19 protein-coding genes and 2 pseudogenes are annotated in these 18,895 nt (G+C 72.3%); 9 read left to right on the forward strand and 12 right to left on the reverse strand.

The window, feature by feature from the left end; genetic code table 11:
* The first annotated feature begins 346 nt into the window (after positions 1-346).
* The gene (locus ACWC0C_RS29115; protein WP_449198585.1) at positions 347-820 is read left to right on the forward strand and encodes an ATP-binding protein; all 474 of its coding nucleotides are present in this window, start codon (positions 347-349) and stop codon (positions 818-820) included.
* A gap of 110 nt (positions 821-930) precedes the next feature.
* Here ACWC0C_RS29115 and ACWC0C_RS29120 read toward each other — a convergent pair whose 3' ends face one another.
* From ACWC0C_RS29120 to rpmG, 9 genes and pseudogenes are all read right to left on the reverse strand, one after another.
* Positions 931-1,200 (reverse strand): DUF397 domain-containing protein, encoded by a 270-nt coding sequence (locus tag ACWC0C_RS29120; protein ID WP_069779498.1) that lies wholly within the window; start codon positions 1,198-1,200, stop codon positions 931-933.
* 203 nt (positions 1,201-1,403) lie between these two features.
* Positions 1,404-1,868, reverse strand: a complete 465-nt coding sequence (locus tag ACWC0C_RS29125) for an SRPBCC family protein (protein ID WP_450866922.1) — start codon at positions 1,866-1,868, stop codon at positions 1,404-1,406.
* Positions 1,868-2,212: an ArsR/SmtB family transcription factor gene (locus tag ACWC0C_RS29130; RefSeq protein WP_449198583.1), complete on the reverse strand. Its 345-nt coding sequence runs from the start codon at positions 2,210-2,212 to the stop codon at positions 1,868-1,870. Before ACWC0C_RS29130 ends, ACWC0C_RS29125 begins: the two co-directional genes overlap by 1 nt.
* A gap of 7 nt (positions 2,213-2,219) precedes the next feature.
* The gene (locus ACWC0C_RS29135; RefSeq protein ID WP_449198582.1) at positions 2,220-2,624 is read right to left on the reverse strand and encodes a VOC family protein; all 405 of its coding nucleotides are present in this window, start codon (positions 2,622-2,624) and stop codon (positions 2,220-2,222) included.
* A 65-nt stretch (positions 2,625-2,689) separates the two neighbouring features.
* Positions 2,690-2,923 carry a 30S ribosomal protein S18 gene (gene rpsR, locus ACWC0C_RS29140; protein WP_450866925.1) on the reverse strand — a complete coding sequence of 78 codons (234 nt, stop codon included), beginning with the start codon at positions 2,921-2,923 and terminating at the stop codon, positions 2,690-2,692.
* Positions 2,923-3,537, reverse strand: a pseudogene (locus tag ACWC0C_RS29145) (GTP-binding protein); the annotation flags it as partial. The pseudogene ACWC0C_RS29145 and the gene rpsR, both read right to left, overlap by 1 nt.
* 590 nt (positions 3,538-4,127) lie before the next feature.
* Positions 4,128-4,731, reverse strand: a pseudogene (locus ACWC0C_RS29150) (GTP-binding protein); the annotation flags it as partial.
* A complete protein-coding gene (locus ACWC0C_RS29155) occupies positions 4,728-4,991 on the reverse strand; it encodes a type B 50S ribosomal protein L31 (protein ID WP_449198580.1) in 264 nt (87 codons plus the stop codon). The pseudogene ACWC0C_RS29150 and the gene ACWC0C_RS29155, both read right to left, overlap by 4 nt.
* Before the next feature lie 9 nt (positions 4,992-5,000).
* Complete coding sequence (gene rpmG, locus ACWC0C_RS29160; protein ID WP_269660771.1) at positions 5,001-5,165, reverse strand: 50S ribosomal protein L33; 165 nt, start codon at positions 5,163-5,165, stop codon at positions 5,001-5,003.
* Between the two features lie 61 nt (positions 5,166-5,226).
* On the opposite strand from rpmG, the gene rpmB reads away from it, so the two are divergent.
* The 4 genes from rpmB to ACWC0C_RS29180 all read left to right on the forward strand — a co-directional run bounded on the left by rpmB (position 5,227) and on the right by ACWC0C_RS29180 (position 7,018).
* The gene (gene rpmB / locus ACWC0C_RS29165) at positions 5,227-5,463 is read left to right on the forward strand and encodes a 50S ribosomal protein L28 (RefSeq protein WP_449198656.1); all 237 of its coding nucleotides are present in this window, start codon (positions 5,227-5,229) and stop codon (positions 5,461-5,463) included.
* Positions 5,463-5,768: a 30S ribosomal protein S14 gene (gene rpsN, locus ACWC0C_RS29170; protein ID WP_449198579.1), complete on the forward strand. Its 306-nt coding sequence runs from the start codon at positions 5,463-5,465 to the stop codon at positions 5,766-5,768. The genes rpmB and rpsN overlap by 1 nt, the downstream gene beginning before the upstream one ends.
* Positions 5,769-5,880: 112 nt before the next feature.
* Entirely contained in the window at positions 5,881-6,342 is a 462-nt protein-coding gene (locus tag ACWC0C_RS29175; protein ID WP_450866928.1) for a hypothetical protein, read from the forward strand.
* Between the two features lie 160 nt (positions 6,343-6,502).
* Positions 6,503-7,018 (forward strand): DUF4232 domain-containing protein, encoded by a 516-nt coding sequence (locus ACWC0C_RS29180; RefSeq protein ID WP_449198577.1) that lies wholly within the window; start codon positions 6,503-6,505, stop codon positions 7,016-7,018.
* 22 nt (positions 7,019-7,040) lie between these two features.
* Here the strand turns inward: ACWC0C_RS29180 and ACWC0C_RS29185 are convergent, their stop codons facing one another.
* The gene (locus tag ACWC0C_RS29185) at positions 7,041-8,159 is read right to left on the reverse strand and encodes a DUF2786 domain-containing protein (RefSeq protein WP_450866930.1); all 1,119 of its coding nucleotides are present in this window, start codon (positions 8,157-8,159) and stop codon (positions 7,041-7,043) included.
* A 411-nt stretch (positions 8,160-8,570) separates the two neighbouring features.
* Here ACWC0C_RS29185 and ACWC0C_RS29190 point away from each other — a divergent pair, with 411 nt between their 5' ends.
* The 3 genes from ACWC0C_RS29190 to ACWC0C_RS29200 all read left to right on the forward strand — a co-directional run bounded on the left by ACWC0C_RS29190 (position 8,571) and on the right by ACWC0C_RS29200 (position 12,013).
* Positions 8,571-9,200 carry a LysE family translocator gene (locus ACWC0C_RS29190; RefSeq protein WP_450866932.1) on the forward strand — a complete coding sequence of 210 codons (630 nt, stop codon included), beginning with the start codon at positions 8,571-8,573 and terminating at the stop codon, positions 9,198-9,200.
* A 96-nt stretch (positions 9,201-9,296) separates the two neighbouring features.
* The gene (locus tag ACWC0C_RS29195; RefSeq protein WP_450866934.1) at positions 9,297-10,076 is read left to right on the forward strand and encodes a Clp protease N-terminal domain-containing protein; all 780 of its coding nucleotides are present in this window, start codon (positions 9,297-9,299) and stop codon (positions 10,074-10,076) included.
* Between the two features lie 245 nt (positions 10,077-10,321).
* Positions 10,322-12,013: a bifunctional 3'-5' exonuclease/DNA polymerase gene (locus tag ACWC0C_RS29200; protein WP_450866936.1), complete on the forward strand. Its 1,692-nt coding sequence runs from the start codon at positions 10,322-10,324 to the stop codon at positions 12,011-12,013.
* Between the two features lie 22 nt (positions 12,014-12,035).
* Here the strand turns inward: ACWC0C_RS29200 and ACWC0C_RS29205 are convergent, their stop codons facing one another.
* Positions 12,036-15,857, reverse strand: coding sequence for a BTAD domain-containing putative transcriptional regulator (locus tag ACWC0C_RS29205; RefSeq protein ID WP_450866938.1), 3,822 nt, complete (start codon positions 15,855-15,857; stop codon positions 12,036-12,038).
* A gap of 410 nt (positions 15,858-16,267) precedes the next feature.
* Positions 16,268-17,161 (reverse strand): glycosyltransferase family 2 protein, encoded by an 894-nt coding sequence (locus ACWC0C_RS29210; protein ID WP_449198571.1) that lies wholly within the window; start codon positions 17,159-17,161, stop codon positions 16,268-16,270.
* 325 nt (positions 17,162-17,486) lie between these two features.
* Between ACWC0C_RS29210 and ACWC0C_RS29215 the strand changes: the two genes are divergently transcribed.
* On the forward strand, positions 17,487-17,768 hold the full coding sequence (locus tag ACWC0C_RS29215) for a hypothetical protein (RefSeq protein WP_450866940.1): 282 nt from the start codon (positions 17,487-17,489) through the stop codon (positions 17,766-17,768).
* Positions 17,769-18,895 lie beyond the last annotated feature (1,127 nt).

Below are 18,895 nucleotides of genomic sequence, written 5' to 3' on the forward strand. Positions count from 1 at the left end.
GGCTCTCCCGCGCTCACGTTCGTCAGCCTCCCCAACCGTCCTCAGGGCCCGCAGTCTGCCACTAAAACGCTTCGCGCAGTACTCGTACGGTTACAGAAACGGAAAGAGGTGAGCCGTTTCCGCCTGGGCTTGTCGGGAAGAGGTCAGGACCTCTGGCGAAAAGCGACGTCAACTTGGCGGAAAAAATGGCCAAGAAGCGGTACGGGCAGTGCCATTTCGGTCGCGTGCACGTGCATCTGCCCTTGCATCTGCTCGGCGCATCCGAAACCATGGTGCCGCGCCACCGCTGCATCGCAACGACCGCGAATTCCCGGGAGTGCCTCGCATGGGAACGAATGGATCGACCATGCTCAAGCCGTTACGGCAGGGCCTTCCGCCGTTGGATCCCGCAGCCGTGTCCGATGCCGCCTCCTGTGCCCTGCCCGCCCGTTACGAGGCGGTGCGCGAGGCCCGGCGCTTCACCCGCGGCACCCTCGACCAGTGGGACGTCGGCGACCGCTTCGACGACATATGCCTCGTCGTCTCCGAACTCGTCACCAACGCCCTGCGCCACGCGCTGCCCACCGACGCCGGATGCCCCGAACACACCGCGTCCGTACGGCTGCACCTGATGCGCTGGACCGAGCGGCTGGTGTGCGCGGTGCGCGACCCGAGCCACGAGACACCGGTACCGCGCGACTCGGACGACTTCTCCGCCGAGTCCGGACGCGGGCTGTTCCTGGTCGACTCCTTCGCCGACAGCTGGGGTTGGCACCCGCTCGCGGGCACCCTCGACGGCAAGGTCGTCTGGGCGCTGTTCCGGCTGCAGTCGGCCGGCTGACGCGGTACGACACCCACGGACGGACGATTTCTACGCGCGTCACCCCGCCTCTTGCGCCCCTTCGACATCGTTGCCACCGGGCCCGGGGCCCGGGGCACCACCGCCGGACGTCAGCTCACGATCAGGTGGTCGAACTCGCCGTCCTTGACACCGAGGAGCATCGCCTCGATCTCCGCGCGCGTGTAGACGAGCGCCGGGCCGTCCGGGAAGCGCGAGTTGCGTACGGCGACCTCGCCGCCCGGCAGCCGCGCGAACTCCACACAGGAGCCCTGCGAGTTGCTGTGCCTGCTCTTCTGCCAGGCCACGCCGTCCAGTTGCGCGGCAGCCATGCCGTTGTACACGTCGTACCCCCCGTACACGCCGTCAACGTCGCGGTCCACAGGTCGCTCCCCGGTGGTGCACTGGCTGGTGTGGCCATAGATGCTGTAGTCAACTGACCCGGATCATAACCTTGTTCATGTGCGGATGCATGAGCAAATGCACGTGCACGGCGGGTGTTTCCACGGTTACAGGTTTGACGTCCGCTTTACCGAAGTGGCCCCTGTGACCAGTGCCGACGCCCCTCCGCCGAAACCCGGGCGCGTCAGCCGAACCGCTCAAGCGTCTGCCCCAGAGCGGGCAGGACATGCCCCCGCCACCCCCCGTTCATGATCTTCCGAGCCATCAACTGTGCCGGGTCGTCCGGATCGAATCCCTCGTGCACTAGGAAGAGACGCGTACCGCGCCCTTCCTGTTCCAGGGTCCAGGTGATGGTCCAGTCCGCGGGGTTGGCCGGATCGGCGTCGGCCCAGCGGACGGACAGCATCCGCTCGATGTCGTAGGCCAGCACCCGCACCTCCACGACCCCGGAGAAACGGGCATGGGGACGCGGGACGGAGGTCATCCGGTACCGGTGGCCGACCTCCAGCCGGAAGTCCTCGGCGCCGGGCATCTGCCACTGCGCCAGCAGGCCGGGGTCGGTCAGGGCGCGCCAGACCTTGGCGGGCGGGTGCGGGAAGAACTGGTCGACGCGGATGGTGGTCAGGTCGTCATCGGGTGCGGTACTCATCACTGGCCATCGTCGGGCAGCCGGTCGAGCAGGTCGCCGAGGCCCTTCAGCCGGTCGCGCCAGAACCGCTCGTACGGGTGGAGCCAGTCCTGTACCTCGGCGAGCGGGGCCGCCTCGAGGCGGTAGATGCGCTGGCGCCCGGAGCGCTGCTCGGAGACGAGACCGGCCTCCCGGAGCACCTTCAGGTGTTCCGAGAGGCTCGGGCGGCGCATGTCGAAGTGGTCGGCCAGGGCCTGGACGGGCTGCGGACCGCGCTCGCGCAGCAGCCGCAGCACCTCGCGGCGGGTGGCGTTGGCGAGCGCGGCGAAGACGCGGTCCTCGGCGGCGGTACCCGTCCCGTTCATGGAGCGGTCAGAAGCCTTCCTTCTCCGTCAGCAGCATCAGACCGTTGCCGTCGGGGTCCGTGAAGGAGGCCATGCGCCCCCAGGGGAGTTCGTCCGGACCCTGCACGGGAGCGCCGGCCGCGGCGAGCCGGGCACAGTCCGCGTCGACGTCGGTCGTCACCAACATGATCCCCCGTGCGGAGCCGGGCTCGGCACCACTTTTCCGGGGGACACCCTCGGACCCCCGGCCCATGCCGGGGCCGGAGAGCGTGAAGACGGTCTGGGCGCCCTCGGGGGCGACCTGGAGCCAGCGGCCCTGGGGCATGTCCCGGTCGACGGTGACGACGAAGCCGAGGACGTCCCGGTAGAAGCGCAGGGCGCGGTCCTGGTCGGCGACGGGAAGCGTGACGAATGAGGCGTGCGTGATGGTCATGCCCCGCAGAATAGGTAGGAAATCCCCTACACGTCAACCGTAGGTAATCTCCTACCTATAGCCGTTCACCTGCTGGAGTACGGCAGCAGCCCCATCTCGCGCGCGTTCTTGACGGCTCGCGCCAGCAAGCGCTGCTGCTGGGCGGTGACCCGGGTGACGCGGCGGCTGCGGATCTTGCCGCGGTCGGAGACGAACTTCCGCAGCAGGTCGGTGTCCTTGTAGTCGATGTAGGTGATCCCGGCCTGGTCCAGCGGGTTGGGGCGGTTCTTGGCGGGCTTGCGGTCACTCTTGCGAGGCATCAGATCTCCAGCAGGGTGTCGAAGACGGGCGGGAGCTTCTCCCAGGCGTCGCGCCCGCCCGCGTACTCGGCGTCGGTGAGCAAGCAGGACTCCAGGAGGTGCTGAAGTCCGTCGCGATCGAGGCCGGGCGACGTGAACACGAGGTGGGTGCAGCGGTCGCCGTGCTCGGGGTGCCAGTCCAACGCGGCGGCGGCCCGGCGGACGGGCGGGACCAGGTCCCAGGCCGCGTCGGGCAGCGCGGCCAGCCACGGTCCGGCGCTCTCGACGCACAGCGCCCCGCCGGCCGCGTCCCAGTGCAGCAGCGCGTCCGGCTTGCCGGCGAGCCAGAACCGGCCCCGGCTGCGGGCCGCGGCGCAGGTCAGGTCCTCCAGTGCCGCGTACAGCCGCTCCGGGTGGAACGGCCGACGGCGACGCCAGACCAATGTCGACACACCGTGGCTGTCCGCCTCGACGGGCAACAGGGCACATGCGGGGTGCTGCGCCGCGGCGGCGGCCTCCACATCGAATCCGTCGAGGGCGGCTTTGGCCAGGGGGGTGGGGGTGGGGGTGCGGTTGGGGGTGCGGTTGGGGTCGGGGGTGGGGGCGGGCGGTTGTGGTACACGTGCAGGTGCGGGTTCAGGTGCAGGTGCGGGGGCTTTGGGGTCGGGGCGCGTGGGTGTGGCGCCGGTGGGTGTGGCGCCGGGGGGTGTGGCGCCGGGGGGTGTGGTGTCTGCGGGTTCGGCGCTCGTCGGCGTGACGTCCGCGGGGGCGGCGCTCGTCGGCGTGGCGCCGGTGGAAGTGGCGCCTGCGGGCGAGCCGCCCGTCGGCATGGCATCCGCAGGCGCGGCGCTGGTGGGTGTGGCGTCTACGGGTGAGCCGCCCGTCGACGTGGCGTCCGCGGGGGCGACGCCCGTCGGCATGGCGTCCGCCGGTGCGGCGCCCGTGGATGCGGCGTCTGCTGGTTTGCCGCCCGCCGCGGTGGGGTCCGCAGGGGCGGCGCTCGTCGGCATGGCATCTGCGGGCGTGCCGCCCGGAGGCGTGGCGTCCACAGGTGAGCCGCCCGACGGCGTGACGTCCGCAGGGGCGACGCCCGTCGGCATGGCATCCGCCGGGGCGACGCCCGTGGGTGCGGAACCCGTGGATGCGGCGTCTGCGGGGGCCGCGCCCGTGGACATGGCGTCTGTGGGTGCCGTACCCGCGGGCGTGGTGCCTTCGGATGTGGTGTCCGCCAGGGCGCCGTGGTCGATCGGGATCCGGCGGGCGGTCGGGTGGAGCTGTGCCAGCAGTTCGCGGTCCTCGTCGTCGGCCTCCGGGGAGTCGGTCAGGGCGAGGACGGGGGCGTACTCCAGCTGCCGGGCGAAGGTGTCCGCGACCGTGCGCTGGTCGGTGGCCGCCGCGGCGAGGCCCGCTTCGGCGAGGTCGTCGCCGTTGCCGAGGTACGGCAGCACGAGCGCCGGGTCCACGGCGGTGATCACGGAGGTGATCGTCAACCCACCGGAGGCGATCACCTCGGCCATCGCCTTGGGCTCGACGGAGTCCCACAGCTCGACGATCGCGAGCCGGGCCGTACCGGCGTCGGCGAGCCGATGCAGCTCCGGCACCAGGTCCTCGCGCAGCGCGCAGCACGCGCAGTCGTTGACGAGGGGTGTCTCGCCGGTGGACAGCAGGCCGTCGCGGTCGCGGACGGTGCGCACGACCGTGCCCGCGGCGGCCGTCGCCAGGTCGTGGTGGAGTACGACGCTGCCGGGGACGTCGGCGAGCAACCGTTCCACGGCCGCCTTGCGGGCCTCGGCGTGCAGCCCCGCCACGACGGCCACGGCGAGGCTCATGCCCCGCCCCGCTTGCCGTACCGGCGCTCGAAGCGCTCCACACGCCCGGCGGTGTCCAGCACGCGCGCGGTGCCGGTGTAGAAGGGGTGGCTGACGTTCGAGATCTCGACGTCGACCACGGGATAGGTGTTGCCGTCCTCCCACTCGATCGTCTTGTCGCCGGCCGTGGCCGAGAGCGTCGACCGGGTGAGGAAGGCGTAGTCGGCGGCACGGTCGCGGAACACGACCGGCCCGTACTCCGGATGGATCCCCTTGCGCATGGCGGTGGTTCAGCGCTCCTCTCGGAAGTCGACGTGCCGGCCGACGACCGGGTCGTACTTGCGCAGCGTCATTCGGTCCGGGTCGTTGCGGCGGTTCTTGCGGGTCACATAGGTGAAGCCGGTCCCGGCGGTGGACCGGAGCCTGATGACCGGGCGGAGTTCGTTGCGTGCCATGCTGCTATCTTACTGAAAATGAATTCCATTACGAACTATGTCTGAGGAGAGCTACGTCACCGTGTCCGCGCACTGCATGCTCACCGGGGCCCGACCGGGCTTCGGCAACCGCATCTCCCACTCCCACCGGCGCACCTCCCGCCGCTTCGACCCGAACATCCAGACCAAGCGCTACTGGCTGCCCGGAGAGGGCCGGTACGTCCGGCTGCGGCTGAGCGCGAAGGGGATCAGGACCGTGGACGCGATCGGCGTCGAGGCGGCCGTGGCCCGGATCCGCGCCCGGGGGGTGCGGATCTGATGGCGAAGAAGAGCAAGATCGCGAAGAACGAGCGGCGCAAGGAGATCGTCGCCCGCTACGCCGCCCGGCGCGCCGAACTGAAGGAGATCATCCGGCGGCCGTCGTCCTCGGAGGCCGAACGGCTCGCCGCCCAGCGCGAGTTGCGCGGGCAGCCGCGGGACGCGAGCGCCACGCGCGTCCGCAACCGCGACCAGGTCGACGGCCGCCCGCGCGGTTATCTGCGCACCTTCGGGCTGTCCCGGGTGAACCTGCGCGAGCAGGCTCACAACGGATTCCTGCCCGGCGTCCGGAAGTCCTCCTGGTGACTGCTGGTAGCTTGCTGCGGGCCGCCCGGCCGAGGGCGGCCGGCCGCTACAGCTTGGGAGCTATCCGGTGACTTCTGCGACTGCTGCGACTGCAAGGCTGCGGACCGCGACCGTGGCCGCGGGACTCGTGGCCGCTCTCGCCGCGCTGACCGCGTGCAGCGGAGGCGGGGGCGGCGACAAGACCGCCTCCTCGGCGACGCCGAGCGCGACCGCCCCGTCCATCTCTCCCTCGGGCTCCGGAGCCGTGAACGGCGCTTCGGGCAAGCTCCAGGGCAGCTGGATCACCACGAAAGGCGGCAAGATCGTGGCTCTGGTGATCACCGGGAAGAAGGCCGGGCTCTTCGTGACCGGCCGCAAGACGTGGTGCCAGGGCGCCGCGGGCGAGGAGTCGGGGATGCGGATGATCCATCTGACCTGCCCCGACGGCAACAAGGACCGGGTCACCGGAATGGTCGACTCGGTGGACGCCAAGGGCATGACGGTGAGCTGGTCGGGCAAGACCGGCAAGGAGACGTACACCAAGGCGGAGGGCGGCAAGCTGCCGTCGGCACTGCCGACCAAGGTGAAGCGTTGACCGTGTGAGCCCGCTGAACAGGGTGTGAATCCGCTGAACAGGTGTGAGTCCGGTGAGGCGTGCCACCTGAAGTGGTGATTCCGTCGGGGGTGGGCGAACAGGGGCGCAGCGCAGGCGCCATGATGCAGGGGCACCGTCACGACCTCGATGGGACCTGCTCATGCGCGCCATTCCGCTCACCGTCACGGCCCTCGCCGCCGCCCTGCTGCTCACCGCTTGCAACGGCGGCGGGAGCAAGAGCAGCGGCAAGAACAGCTCGGACTGCGAGATCGGCGGGGTCTCCGTGCAGATCGGGTCGGTGAGCGTGGCGCCGAAGGCCGGTGACACGGGAGAGATTCCCGTCAGCATCACCAACCAGAGCAAGCCCTGCACCCTGGACCAGTTCGCGGGCGTCGCCCTGAACACCGGCGGCGCCGAGGCCAAGGTGCCGCCGCTCAAGGGCGCGAAGGCCCAGAAGCTGAAGCTCGCCAAGGGCGACTCCGCGTCCTTCACCATCACCTATGTGCGTGCCAAGGACGGCGACAAGACCGGCCTGAACGCCAAGACCGTGAAGATCACCCTGCCCGGCACCACCGCCTCCCGAAGCTTCCCCTGGTCGTACGGCCCCGTCGCCGCCCAGTCCGGCGGGAGCGGCCCGAACGCCTCCGTGACCGCCTTCCAGCAGGTCGGCGACTGAGTATCCCGGCGCTCCGGGGCGCTCACTCCAGCCGGGGGCGGGCCCTGACCTGCGCCCGGTCCGCCGCCCGCGCGCCCTCCGTCCACCCGGCCGCGTCGCTCACCCCGCGCAGCCGGGTCGTGGTGGTCTCGGGGAACATGCGCTCCAGGCGGTCGGTGACTGCTATCTCCCTGGTGGCCAGGACCGGCAGCAGGTCCTGGGGGACCTGGGTCTGGGCGGCGGCCGCGAGCCGGTCGCCGACACGGTGGGCGTACGCGGCCAGGAACGACTGCCGGAAGGTCTTGGTCCGCTTCCGCCCGCCGGCTCTCTGGGCGGCCTCCGCCTTGGTCATCGCATGCGTGGCCTGCACCAGCAGCGAGGTGTAGAGCAGCTCGACCGACTCCAGGTCCGCCTCGAAACCGACGACCGTGGAGAAACCCAGCGGTTCGTTCCACACCGCGCGGCAGTTGTTCGCGCCGGCCACGGCGTCGAGCAGGACCGCTTTGGCCTGTTCGTACGGCGGCTCGACCCCGATCCGGCAGGCGCCGGGCGCGTCCGGCGCGGGCGCCTCGGCGGCGAGCAGCGCCTCGTCCACACTGTGCCGCGCCATCAGCTCCTGCGCCTTGGCGCTGAGTGCCTCGGCCTCCTCCGGATACCCGGTCGCCTCGGCCTTGGCGAGCAGTGCGCGGATGCGGGCGAGCATGCGGGAGGCGGCCGGGGCATGGGCACGCCGGGGCTCCTCCTCCAAGGGCTCCAGGGCGGGCAGGCGCAGCAGCAGGCGGTACAGCTCCAGGGCGGTCGTGGCCTGCGAGAAGCGGTCGGCCTCGCGGGCGGGGCCCTCGGGCAGGTCCGCCAGCTGGGCCGACCAGCGCCGCCCGCGCGGGCGGTCCCGACCGGCCTGCGCGCGGATCAGCGTGGCCGCCAGGCGCACATGCCCGTCCTCCAGCTCGCGCCGCACCAGTCGTACGACGTCGGCGGGCTGCCAGCCGCGCTGCCAGGCCGCCGCCACGAACTCCTCGCCCCGCCGCGCGAGTTCGACGTCCGCGGCGGGGTCGGCGGCAAGCAGGGAGGCGCCCGTGTCCAGGCCCGTGTCGGTGTCGTCGTAGAGGGCGGCCCGAAAGGCCCTCTCGACCGTGCTGGCAGTGCTGGCTGTGCTGGTCACATCGTCGATCGTGCCATGCCGGTCCGACAACAGGCCGAGCGTTTTCCACAGGCTGTGGATGAAGGGGCGAGGGTGGGGCGCAAGGGCGGCCAAGGACCTGGGGCGTGCGTGGGGAGTGCTGGAGGGAGAAGCGGGCCGGCCGTCGGATCGGCACCAAAGGTAGTCGCCGAGGACGGCGGGGGCCGGGAGCGCGGCTGCCGGTCAAACGCGGCCGGTCACCACCGGCGGACCGGGCGGCGGCCCTGCCGTACGCCGCCACCCAGGAGGTCGACCGATCTCCCGAGGAGCACCTGATGCCGCGCGTCATGTGCGCCCGACCCCGGCACGGGCGCGACGAGGGTTCGGCCGAGGGCATGTCTCAGTCCCTGGAATTCCGCCACGCGCGCGTGGGAGGGCGCGAAGCATGGCGGCATGGTGGACACGTCTCTCTACGCGGCGTTTCTGATCGCCGCCTTCGCACTCTGCGTCACCCCCGGGCCCGACATGATGTTCATCGTGGCGGTGGGCGGCCGGGGCGGCCCCCTGACGGGGCTGGCGGCCGCCGTCGGGGTCGCCTGCGCGATGCTCGTGCACACGGTCGCCGCCGCCCTGGGTCTGTCGGCGCTGTTCCTGACCCTGCCGACGCTCTACGAAGTGCTGCACTGGGCGGGCGCGGCCTACCTGCTGTTCCTCGCGGTCAAGGCGTTCCGGGGCGACGGCGGCCCGGTCGAGACCGAGGAGGCGGCACCGGGGCACGGGCGCCGGCGGGCGTTCTGGCGGGGTGCCGTCACCAACCTCCTCAACCCGAAGGTGATCCTCTTCAACGTCTCCTTCCTCCCGCAGTTCGTGAACCCCGCCCTGGGGCACGTACGCGAGCAGTTCCTCGTCCTGGGCTTCACGATCACGGCGATGGGCGTGGTGGTGGACGGCTCGATCGGACTGCTCTCCGGGAAGCTCGCCTCGCTGCTGCGGCGCAGTCGGCGGGTGGCCCGGGGCCTGGACTACTTCAGCGGGACGGTGTTCGCCGGACTCGCGGTGCGCCTGGCCGCCATGCCCAAGTGACGGGGTGAAGACCCTGGGCGTACGGCACAGTCCGTAGGGAATGTGGACTGTCAACTGTTGGTTGACACCCGCCGGGGTGCAACCTACGGTTGACACATGGCGACCAACCCGAACCTCATGGCATCCGTACGCCTCGACGACCTCATCGAAGCCATCAAGAAGGTCCACCCCGAGCCCCTCGAGCAGCTCCAGGACGCGGTGATCGCCGCCGATCACCTCGGCGACGTGGCCGACCACCTGATCGGCCACTTCGTCGACCAGGCCCGGCGTTCGGGCGCGTCCTGGACCGAGATCGGCCGGAGCATGGGCGTGACCCGGCAGGCGGCGCAGAAGCGGTTCGTGCCGAAGGAGTCCGCCGACCTCGGCGCCGCCGACTTCAGCCGCTACACCCCGCGCGCGCGGAATGTGGTCGTCGCCGCGCACAACGAGGCGGTGGCGGCCCGCAATCCCGAGGGCCGCCCCGAGCACCTGGTCCTCGGACTGCTGGCCGAGCCGGAGGGCCTGGCCGGGAAGGCGATCACCGCGCAAGGCGTCCTCCTGGACTCCGTACGGCAGGCCGCGACCGCCGCGCTGCCGCCGGCCGCGGACGACGTACCCGACCTCGTCCCCTACGGCCCCGACGCCAAGAAGGCCCTGGAACTCACCTTCCGCGAGGCCCTCCGGCTCGGCCACAACTACATCGGCACCGAGCACATCCTGCTGGCGCTCCTGGAGCAGGAGAACGGCAAGGGCGTCCTCAGCGATCTGGGCATCACCAAGAGCGGGACCGAGGGGTACATCACCAAGCTGCTGTCGCTGGTCGTGGATCAGCAGAAAGCGGCGGCCACGGCGGACGAGGCCGCGGCGGACGACGCCCCGACCACCACCGAGGACTGAGCCCTCCCGGGGGCTGAACCGCCGGACCCGAGCCATCGCGGCCGAGCCCCCGGTACTGCATCGCTGGTACCGCATCGCCGGTACCGCGCCTCCCGACCGGGTCCCTCCGGGGCGGCGCCCCAGCCCGGGTTCGGCCACCTGCGGGACCGAGCCGCCGGGACTGGACTCCGCCTCCGCGGTGACTGGTCGGGGACTGAAATCGCAGGTCAGAGCGATTGTCAGACCCGGCTGCCACACTCGCAGTCATGACCGATCGGTGGGCGCTCGCAGCGGCCGAGGACGGAGGCGTGGATGTCGCCCCCCTCGGCCCGGACGGGCTGCCCGCCGGGCCGGTGCGGCGGGAGAGCGATCTCGCCGGGGCGGTGCGGAGCCGCCCGGAGGTGACGCGCTGGGTGTGGCGGTCCACCCCCGAGGTCTACCCGCGTCTGCTCGCCACGGGGGTGCGAGTGGAGCGGTGCTACGACATCGAGGACGCCGAGGCACTCCTGCTGGGCCACGAGGGCCGGTACGGCGAGCCGCGCTCGGCCGCCGCCGCCCTGGCCCGCCTCCGGGGCGGCCCCGTGCCGCCCGACCCGCCCCAGCGCTCGGCCGAACCGGGCGCCCAGTCCTCGCTGTTCGAGCCCACCGGCGCCACCCGCCTGCCCCTGACCGACCTCCTCGCGGTCTACGCCGAGCAGCTCCGGCGGCACGAGCGGACCGCACACCCCGACCGGATGCGGCTGCTGACGGCCGCCGAGTCGGCCGGGATGCTGGTGGCCGCCGAGATGAACCGCGCGGGCCTGCCCTGGAGCGCCGAGGTCCACCGAGGTCTGCTGCACGACCTGCTCGGCGAGCGGTACGCGGGCGGCGGCGAGCCGCGCCGCCTCGCCGAGCTGGCCGACGAGGTGTCCGCCGCCTTCGGCCGCCGGGTGCGCCCCGACCTGCCCGCCGATGTGATCAAGGCCTTCGCCCAGGCCGGGATCAAGGTGAGGTCCACCCGCCGCTGGGAGATCGAGTCCGTCGACCACCCGGCCGTCAAACCCCTGCTGGAGTACAAGAAGCTGTACCGCATCTGGGTGGCGCACGGCTGGTCCTGGCTGCAGGACTGGGTGCGCGACGGCCGCTTCCGCCCCGAGTTCCTCGCCGGCGGCACGGTCACCGGGCGCTGGGTGACCAACGGCGGAGGCGGCCTGCAGATCCCCAAGGTGATCCGCCGGGCCGTGGTCGCCGACCCCGGCTGGCGGCTGGTGGTGGCCGACGCCGACCAGATGGAGCCACGCGTGCTCGCCGCGATCTCCCGTGACCCCGGCCTGATGGAGGTCGCCGGCCGCGAGAGCGACCTCTACCAGTCCGTCTCCGACCGCGCCTTCTCCGGCGACCGCGACCAGGCCAAGCTCGCCGTGCTCGGCGCGGTCTACGGCCAGACCTCGGGCGACGGCCTGAAGAACCTGGCCGCACTGCGCCGCCGCTTCCCCAAGGCCGTCGCGTACGTCGACGACGCGGCACGCGCAGGCGAGGAGGGCCGGCTGGTGCGCACCTGGCTGGGCCGCACCTGCCCGCCGGCCACCGGGTCCGGCGAGGACACGGCGGAGGAGGCGGGCATCCCCGTCGGCGAGGACGACACCGACACCCAGGCCCCCTGGGTCCCCGGCTACGTCTCCACCAACTCCCGGGCGCGGGGCCGCTTCGCGCGGAACTTCGTCGTCCAGGGCAGTGCCGCCGACTGGGCGCTGCTGATGCTCGCCGGGCTCCGCCGGGCCTGCGCGGACATCGAGGCCGAGCTGGTCTTCTTCCAGCACGACGAGGTGATCGTGCACTGCCCCGCCGCAGAGGCCGACACGGTCGTCCAGGCCATCCGCGCCTCCGCCGACCTCGCCGGACGGCTGACCTTCGGCGAGACACCGGTGCGGTTCCCGTTCACGACGGCGGTGGTGGAGTGCTATGCCGACGCCAAGTGAGCGCATTCCGGGCGCCCTTCGGTCACGGAGCGAGCAGCTCCCGCAGCTCCGTCACGACCGCCTGCTCGTCGGTGCCGTCCAGCGCGGCGAGCGCCGCACGCCAGGTGTCGTACGCCTCCGCCCGCCGCCCCTGCGCGCTCAGCAGCAGCCCGTGCTGATGCCGGGCCAGTCCGCCCATGTAGCAGTCGGCGCGGGCGTCGGCCCGGCGCAACAGCTCGGCGCACTCGCGTCCCGCCCGCTCGGCCTCCCCCAGCTGCCGCAGCGCGCGGACCAGTCCGAGCCGGGTCTGGGACTCGCCGTGCCAGTCGCCGTGGCCGCCGAGGATGACCAGGCTCTCCTCGAAGTGCCGGGCGGCGGCGGCCGGTTCGCCCAGGGTGAGATGGGCGTAGCCCATGTTGCAGTGCGCCGAGTGCCGCACGATGACGGCGCCGATCGCCTCCCCGATCGCCAGCGAGCGCTGGTGCTGCTCGATGGCAGCACGCGGGTCGGTGTGCTCGTAGAGATTGCCGAGATGGCTTCGGGTGACGGCCTCTCCGTAGGGATCGTTCAGCTGCCGCGAGTACGCGAGGCTCTGCCGCAGCGCCTCCCCGGACTCCGCGAACCGGCCGAGCCCCTCCAGCAGCAGCCCCCGGTTGTTCAGGCAGCGCCGGATCCGGGACGCGACACCGAGGTCCCGCCAGATCTCCAGGGACTGGTCGGTGAGGGCGAGGGCGTCCTTCTGCCGACCGGTCAGGAAGTACAGGCCCGCCAGGTCACCGAGCGCGTACGCCTCGGCCGCCGCGTCCCCGAGCCGCCGCGCCGCGCCGAGCGCGGCCCGCCCCAGCACCTCCATCTCGGCGACCCGGCCGTTGCGCTGCACATAGGGGAAGAGCAGCCGCGCGAGCGCCGAGAGGTGTGCGGCCCGGCGCGGGTCGGCCGTGTCGGCGTTCCGTGCCACGAGGGCGACGACGTTCTCCAACTCCACCTCGCCCCAGCCATAGGCCTCCTCGGCGGACTCGAAGGCCGGGACCTCGGCCACGTCCACCGCATGCTCCGCCGTCTGCGCCGAGGTCGCCCGACGCCGGTCGTCCAGATCGATCCCAGGCTCCACGACCACTTCCAACACCCGCTCGGCGACGGCGGCGTACCAGCGGAGGGCGGTCAGGTCGGGGGTGGGGCCGGGGTCACAGCCGGGGGCGGAGTCGGCCTGGCGGATGACGTCACGATGGTTGCCGGGGCGCACACCGGCGTGCGGGAGGGGGCTCGGGCCGGGGGTGGGAGCGGGCGCGGGCAGGTCGGTGGAGGCCACCCGGCGGTCGGCGTCCACGGACGCGCCGGAGCGTCCACCGGTGCCATGGGAGGCGGCAGGGGCGGAAGCGGGCGCGGACACGTCGGTGGTATCCGTCCGGTTGCCGGTTGCGGGCTGGGGGCCGCGGTGCGACAGCGCCGGGTCCGGGAAAGCCGTCGGCGTCACCGCGTCGGTGCCCGCCCGGTTGCCGGTGGCCGACTGGGGGCCGGGGTGCGACGCGGCCGGGTCCGGGGCGGAAACGGGCGCAGGCGCGTGGGCCGTGTCGGTCCGGTGGGCGGCGGCTGGCTGGGGGCCACGGTGTGAGGCGGCCAGGTCCGGAAGGGTGGTCGGCGTCACCGCGTCCGTGCCCGTCCGGTTGGCTGCCGTCGGCTGGGGGCCGCGGTGTGCGGCGGCCACGTTCGGGAAGGTCGTCGGTGGCGGCGTCGTGGGGTCGGTTGTCGGGTCCGCCAGTTCGCGGGCGAAGTCGCGGACCAGGTCGTGCGGGGCGTAGCGGCCGTAGGCCGTCTCCTCCAGCAGGGCGACGTCGACGAGGCGGTCGAGGGCGGCCTCGGCGCGGCGCTCGTCGGTGCCAGTGAGGCGGGCGATCAGCGGGGCGCCGTAGGTCGGCAGGTCGAGCGCGCCGATGCGGCGCAGGGCGAGGGCCGCGTCCCGGTCCGCCTCGCGCTCGGCGGCGGCCAGCGCGTCGTGGGCGACGGCGAGGGAGCGCCGGACGCTCAGGTCGTCGTACTCAAGGTGGCGCAACCGTCCGCCGGTCTCGGCGAGTTGACCGGCCAGCACGTCCGGGGTGAGGGCGCGGCGCGCGGCCAGCCGGGCGGCGACGACGCGCAGCGCCAGCGGGAGCCGACCGGTCAGCTCGACCAGCGCGTGCCCGGCGTCCAGTCCCTCGCGCCCGCTCACCGCGCGCAGCAGCGCCGCGCTGTCCTCGCCGGTCAGCGGGGCCAGCGGAAAGCGCCGGGCGCCGTCGAGAGCGGTCAGCGGCGAGCGGCTGGTGACGATCACCGCACAGCCGGGCCCGGCCGGCAACAGGGGCCGTACCTGGGCCGCGTTGGCCGCGTCGTCCAGCACCAGCAGGATGCGGGCCGGGGCGAGCAGCGAGCGGAGCAACGCCGTTGCCGCGTCCGGGTGTTCGGGGATGCTGCGCGGCTCGGCGCCCAGGTCCCGGAGCAGTGCGGCGAGCGCCTGGGCGGAGGTGAGCGGGGTCATGCCGGGCGTGGCGCCGTGCAGGTTGACGTACAGCTGACCATCGGTGAAGCGTTCCCGCAGCTCATGCGCGACATCCAGGGCGAGCGCGCTCTTGCCGACACCCGCCATGCCACTGATCACGGCGACGGCGGGTGCCGGGGCGGGCGGTTCACCGAGCGCGCGCCGCAGCGCACGACGGATGTCGGCGCGACCGGTGAAGTGGGCCGGTGGCGGCGGGAGTTGCGCCGGGCGAGGGGTCTGCCGGGCGGCAGGTGCGGCGCCCCCCACGGGGGCGACCGGTGGCGATCCGTGCTCCTTGGCCGAGTCCTCCAACTGGTCGGCGTCCTGCGGCTTTTTGCGGACATTAGCCGCAGCGATCCGCCGCCGGCTCCGGCGCTCCTCCACCGCCCCCTGCCGCTGATCCTCCTCGTCGCTCCCCCGCAGCACCTCGACATGCGCCTCGCGGACCGCCGGGCCGGGCTCGATGCCCAGCTCCTCGATCAGGCGGGCGCGCAGATCACGGTGGACGGCGAGGGCCTCGGCCTGACGGCCGGTGCGGTGCAGGGTGAGCATGAGCTGGCGGTGGTACGCCTCGCGGAGCGGATACTCGGCGACCAGCGCCGCGAGCTCCGGGACGATCCCGGACAACCGTGCGCCGCCCAGGGCGAGTTCGGCATCGTAACGCCACTCCAGCAGAAGCAGCCGGGCCTCCTCCAGCCGCTGCACCAGGGCATATCCGCCGAGGTCGGCGGGGAGCCCGCTGAGCGGGGTGCCGCGCCAGAGCGCGAGTCCGGCCGTGCAGGCCCGTGCGACACCCGGCCAGTCCCGCCGGGCGTGCGCGGCACGCGCCTCGGCGACCCGGGCGTCGAAGACGTGCACGTCCAACTCGCCGTGATCGACGCGCAGTACGTATCCCGGCGGTACGGCCCTGAGCCGGTCGGGGTCGTCCAGGAGCCGGCGCAGCCGGGTGACGTGGTTGTGCAGGGAGGCCTGTGCGGAGACGGGCGGCGCCCCGCCCCACAGCGCGTCCTTCAGCGACTCCACGGACACGACCCGGCCCGGCTCCAGCAGCAACGCGGCAAGCAGGGCACGCACCTTGGGACTGCCGATGGCTCGAACGCCGTTGTCGGGGGTGGGGTCATGGGGAGCGGGGCCCTGGGAAGCGGAGCCGTGGGCGGCAGGCTTGCGGGAACGGGAGTCGACCGCAGGCTCGTCACGACGAGTGCCGTCGGCGGGGAGATTGTCGCGATGGGTGCCGTCGGTGGCCGACGCGCCGGAGAGGGCGCCGGAGGTCTCGTACGAGATCCCGAACGGCGGTCGGTCGTACAGGACGGGCGGCCCCAGCAGTCCGAACCGCAGCTCGCACCGCCGCATCACGCCGCTCCACTGCCTTCCCGCGCGGTCGGGGCCGACCGTGCTCCGCGACGGGCGTGTGCCCGCCGTTCCCTGGCGGAATTCCGCCCTGTCCACAACGGTTTCCCGCCACCTCCTGCCGCCGGTCCGGCCCCGGAACGGCCTGTCCGACGGACTGGTTCGCAAAACCGTCGGCACATTTCGGCCAACGAGTTCACGACCTACCGACGAACCGTTGGCCACATGTTAGCGATCCGTTGGCGCATCCTGATGTGATCATTTCCATCGGATCCGGCCCGACGGTGCGCGCGTATGTCGCGTAACTCGGGGGAGTGTCGCCGCCGGCTTGGGTCCGGGGACGCAAGGGGCCCCGGTCGGCGGAGGTGAACGCCCGGGGCCCCGTCCCGTTTACCTCGCCGCGTTCGCGCCGCTCAGATCACCGGCGGACGCCCCAGCCGAGTGAGCCGCCACACCGTCCGCCACCTCATGGGGCGGCGCTCGCCGGCCGATTCCCGCAGGCCCTCCATGAAACCGCCGAACCAGGCCCGCAGCCCCGCCAGGGAACGCGTACGGGCGAGGGTGAGCAGTGTCCATACCCCGAGGTGCACGGGGATCAGCGGCAGCGGGAGCCGGCGGCGAACGAGCCAGACGCGGTTGCGGGCGTTGACGCGGTAGTAGATGGCGTGCCGGGCCGGGGAGGTCTTGGGGTGCTGGAGCAGCAGCTCGGGGGCGTAGAGGATCTTCCAGCCGGCGTCGGCGGCGCGCCAGGCGAGGTCGGTCTCCTCGTGCGCGAAGAAGAACTCGGCGGGCCAGTCCCCCGTCTCGGCCAGCATCGCCATGCGCAGGCCGTGCCCGCCGCCGAGGAAACCGGTGACGTAACCCCCGCGCAGCGGATCCGACTTGCCCACGCGAGGCACGTGCCGCTGCTGCGTCTCGCCCTGCTCGTCGGCGATGCGGAAGCCGACGATGCCGAGGCGCGGATCGGCGGCGTACAGGTCCCGTACGCGCCGCAGCACATCGGCGTCGACGAGCAGCCCGTCGTCGTCCAGTTCCACGACGACGTCGACGTCGCCGTACTCGCGCAGGCGGGCGAGGGCCACGTTGCGGCCGCCCGGGCAGCCGAGGTTCTCCGCCACGTCGATGGTGGTGACCTCGCCGGGCAGGGAGAGCCGGCGGGCGAACTCGGGCAGCCGGCAGCCGTTGCCGACGATCACGATGCGGGTGGGGGCGAGGTCCTGCTTGGCCACGGATTCCAGCAGGGCGTCGACCTCGGCGGGGCGGTTGCCCATGGTCACCACGGCGACGGCGATCCTCGGCTCCGCCACGTCCCTCACCCCATCCGGCCGACGGCGGCACCACGCCCTGACCGCGCGGTGCCCGCCGTTCACCAAGATGTTGCCTCAGGTCCCCGGGTTCACCCGATCCCGATTCACTTTGCCGCCCCTTTGCTCCGCTTTTGTGCGCACATTTCCTCAGGGCGGGAGGGAACAAGCGCGAACGGATCCGGGATGCCCCGGCTCCTGACCATGAACACGTAGACGTTCCCGGGGCATGAGCACGAGCTGAAAACCCCGTTGCCGACTACCGGAGGCACCCCACGTTTCCGCAGGTGAGGGCGTTGGGACGTCCCTGGGCGTCCCTGGGACGCCGGTGCGCCTGGCGGACACCGTCGCCGATCCGGTCGACCTGCTCGGTCGCCGTTTCGAGGAGCCGGCGGAGGCCGTCGTGGCCGCCCCCGAGTGGCCGGACCGGTCCGCGCTGCTCGACGCGGCGCCGGCGCGCTGGATGCGGTCCTCACGGCCCGGCCGGCCTCCGGCGGGCCAACTGCCGAGCGCCTGGGACCTGCTGGTCCGCACCGGCGGCCGCATCGCCGTACGGGATCTCGCGGCGGCCACCGACTCCTTCCGGCTACGCGGGCACTGCGGCTGCTGACCACCGGTACCCGACCCGGCCGACACCGCAAACGTGTGAACTGCTTGCGTACGTGCGCCCAGCCTGGCGAAGCTGAGTCCCGAGGCTTGTTTGAGCGCCAGCAGTTCCGCGCACAGCGCCTCGACCGGGTCTTCCGGCGCATGCCCGCCCTCGAGAAGGATGCCCGCAAGCCGAAAGCCCCGGTTCAGACAGTGCCTGAACCGGGGCTTCCCATGGAGCCGCCTTCGGGATTCGAACCCGAGACCTACGCATTACGAGTTGTCCGATCTTGGTCCGGGCATGTCCGCGGACTTCCCTCCCTCATGCCGAGCCGGATAGTCCGCCGTTGGCCGACCCAAGACCCCGCCTTAATCGCGCGCCGCCGCGCTCGGATCCTGGAGCACCAGTTTGGAAGATCGCGTATGCGGATCGGGGCTGAGCTGGCGAGACGCTGACCTGCGCGTTCCTGGGGTGCTCACCGATGTTCCCCGCTGTTCCCCGTCGTTTGCCGTCCGATCGGGCACGTGGGGGACACGCTAGTCGCGCGGCTTGGTGACCTGCTGCCAGCCACTGACGGACCGTGTCAAGAAGAGCACGCGATAGACGTCGCGGGTCCACACCGTGGCCCCTTCCCCGTACTCAGGAAGCCATTCGAACGCCTCTTCTTTCGAGTCGCAGCTGTACGTGTGGCCTTTCGCATCCCGGATCATCCACTCTCTGTCGGGGACCCATGCCCATCCGGCCATGACGATCTCCCCTCCTCAGTGGGGCGGACGGTCGTAGCTTCAGGTTGCCTCCTCTGGGCTGGAGCCGCCCTTCCGCACCCCAGACCCGCCCAGCGCACCATCTGGCCAGTCAACGGGCCATGCGGCCGATGGAGCCTTGAATGGGCGAGTCAAGCCGCCGGGTGCGATCAGTAGCCGAAGTACCCAACGCGCCATCTCTGACCAGGGGGAAGCTGTCGTCGTCTGTCCTCGTCTGTCATCGTCTGTCCTCGTCGGCTGCCCTCGGACGGCTCAGAGACGGCCAGGGGCCGGCCAATGTTGATCATCGTGGGCGGGCCGGTACCCCGACGACGGACACCTTGCGATGTGAGCCGCCTGAACCTCGGCCCACGACAGTCGGCCACGACGGGGGGCACGCCGACC

The organism is Streptomyces sp. NPDC001709 (assembly GCF_053596375.1).

What these genes read in the sequence shown, in the direction of transcription:
- ACWC0C_RS29115 (WP_449198585.1), top strand. Translation starts at nt 347, where the DNA reads ATGCTCAAGCCGTTACGGCAGGGCCTTCCGCCGTTGGATCCCGCAGCC.
- ACWC0C_RS29125 (WP_450866922.1), bottom strand. Translation starts at nt 1,868, where the DNA reads ATGAGTACCGCACCCGATGACGACCTGACCACCATCCGCGTCGACCAG.
- ACWC0C_RS29130 (WP_449198583.1), bottom strand. Translation starts at nt 2,212, where the DNA reads ATGAACGGGACGGGTACCGCCGCCGAGGACCGCGTCTTCGCCGCGCTC.
- ACWC0C_RS29135 (WP_449198582.1), bottom strand. Translation starts at nt 2,624, where the DNA reads ATGACCATCACGCACGCCTCATTCGTCACGCTTCCCGTCGCCGACCAG.
- rpsR (WP_450866925.1), bottom strand. Translation starts at nt 2,923, where the DNA reads ATGCCTCGCAAGAGTGACCGCAAGCCCGCCAAGAACCGCCCCAACCCG.
- ACWC0C_RS29155 (WP_449198580.1), bottom strand. Translation starts at nt 4,991, where the DNA reads ATGCGCAAGGGGATCCATCCGGAGTACGGGCCGGTCGTGTTCCGCGAC.
- rpmG (WP_269660771.1), bottom strand. Translation starts at nt 5,165, where the DNA reads ATGGCACGCAACGAACTCCGCCCGGTCATCAGGCTCCGGTCCACCGCC.
- rpsN (WP_449198579.1), top strand. Translation starts at nt 5,463, where the DNA reads ATGGCGAAGAAGAGCAAGATCGCGAAGAACGAGCGGCGCAAGGAGATC.
- ACWC0C_RS29180 (WP_449198577.1), top strand. Translation starts at nt 6,503, where the DNA reads ATGCGCGCCATTCCGCTCACCGTCACGGCCCTCGCCGCCGCCCTGCTG.
- ACWC0C_RS29190 (WP_450866932.1), top strand. Translation starts at nt 8,571, where the DNA reads ATGGTGGACACGTCTCTCTACGCGGCGTTTCTGATCGCCGCCTTCGCA.
- ACWC0C_RS29195 (WP_450866934.1), top strand. Translation starts at nt 9,297, where the DNA reads ATGGCGACCAACCCGAACCTCATGGCATCCGTACGCCTCGACGACCTC.
- ACWC0C_RS29200 (WP_450866936.1), top strand. Translation starts at nt 10,322, where the DNA reads ATGACCGATCGGTGGGCGCTCGCAGCGGCCGAGGACGGAGGCGTGGAT.
- ACWC0C_RS29205 (WP_450866938.1), bottom strand. Translation starts at nt 15,857, where the DNA reads ATGCGGCGGTGCGAGCTGCGGTTCGGACTGCTGGGGCCGCCCGTCCTG.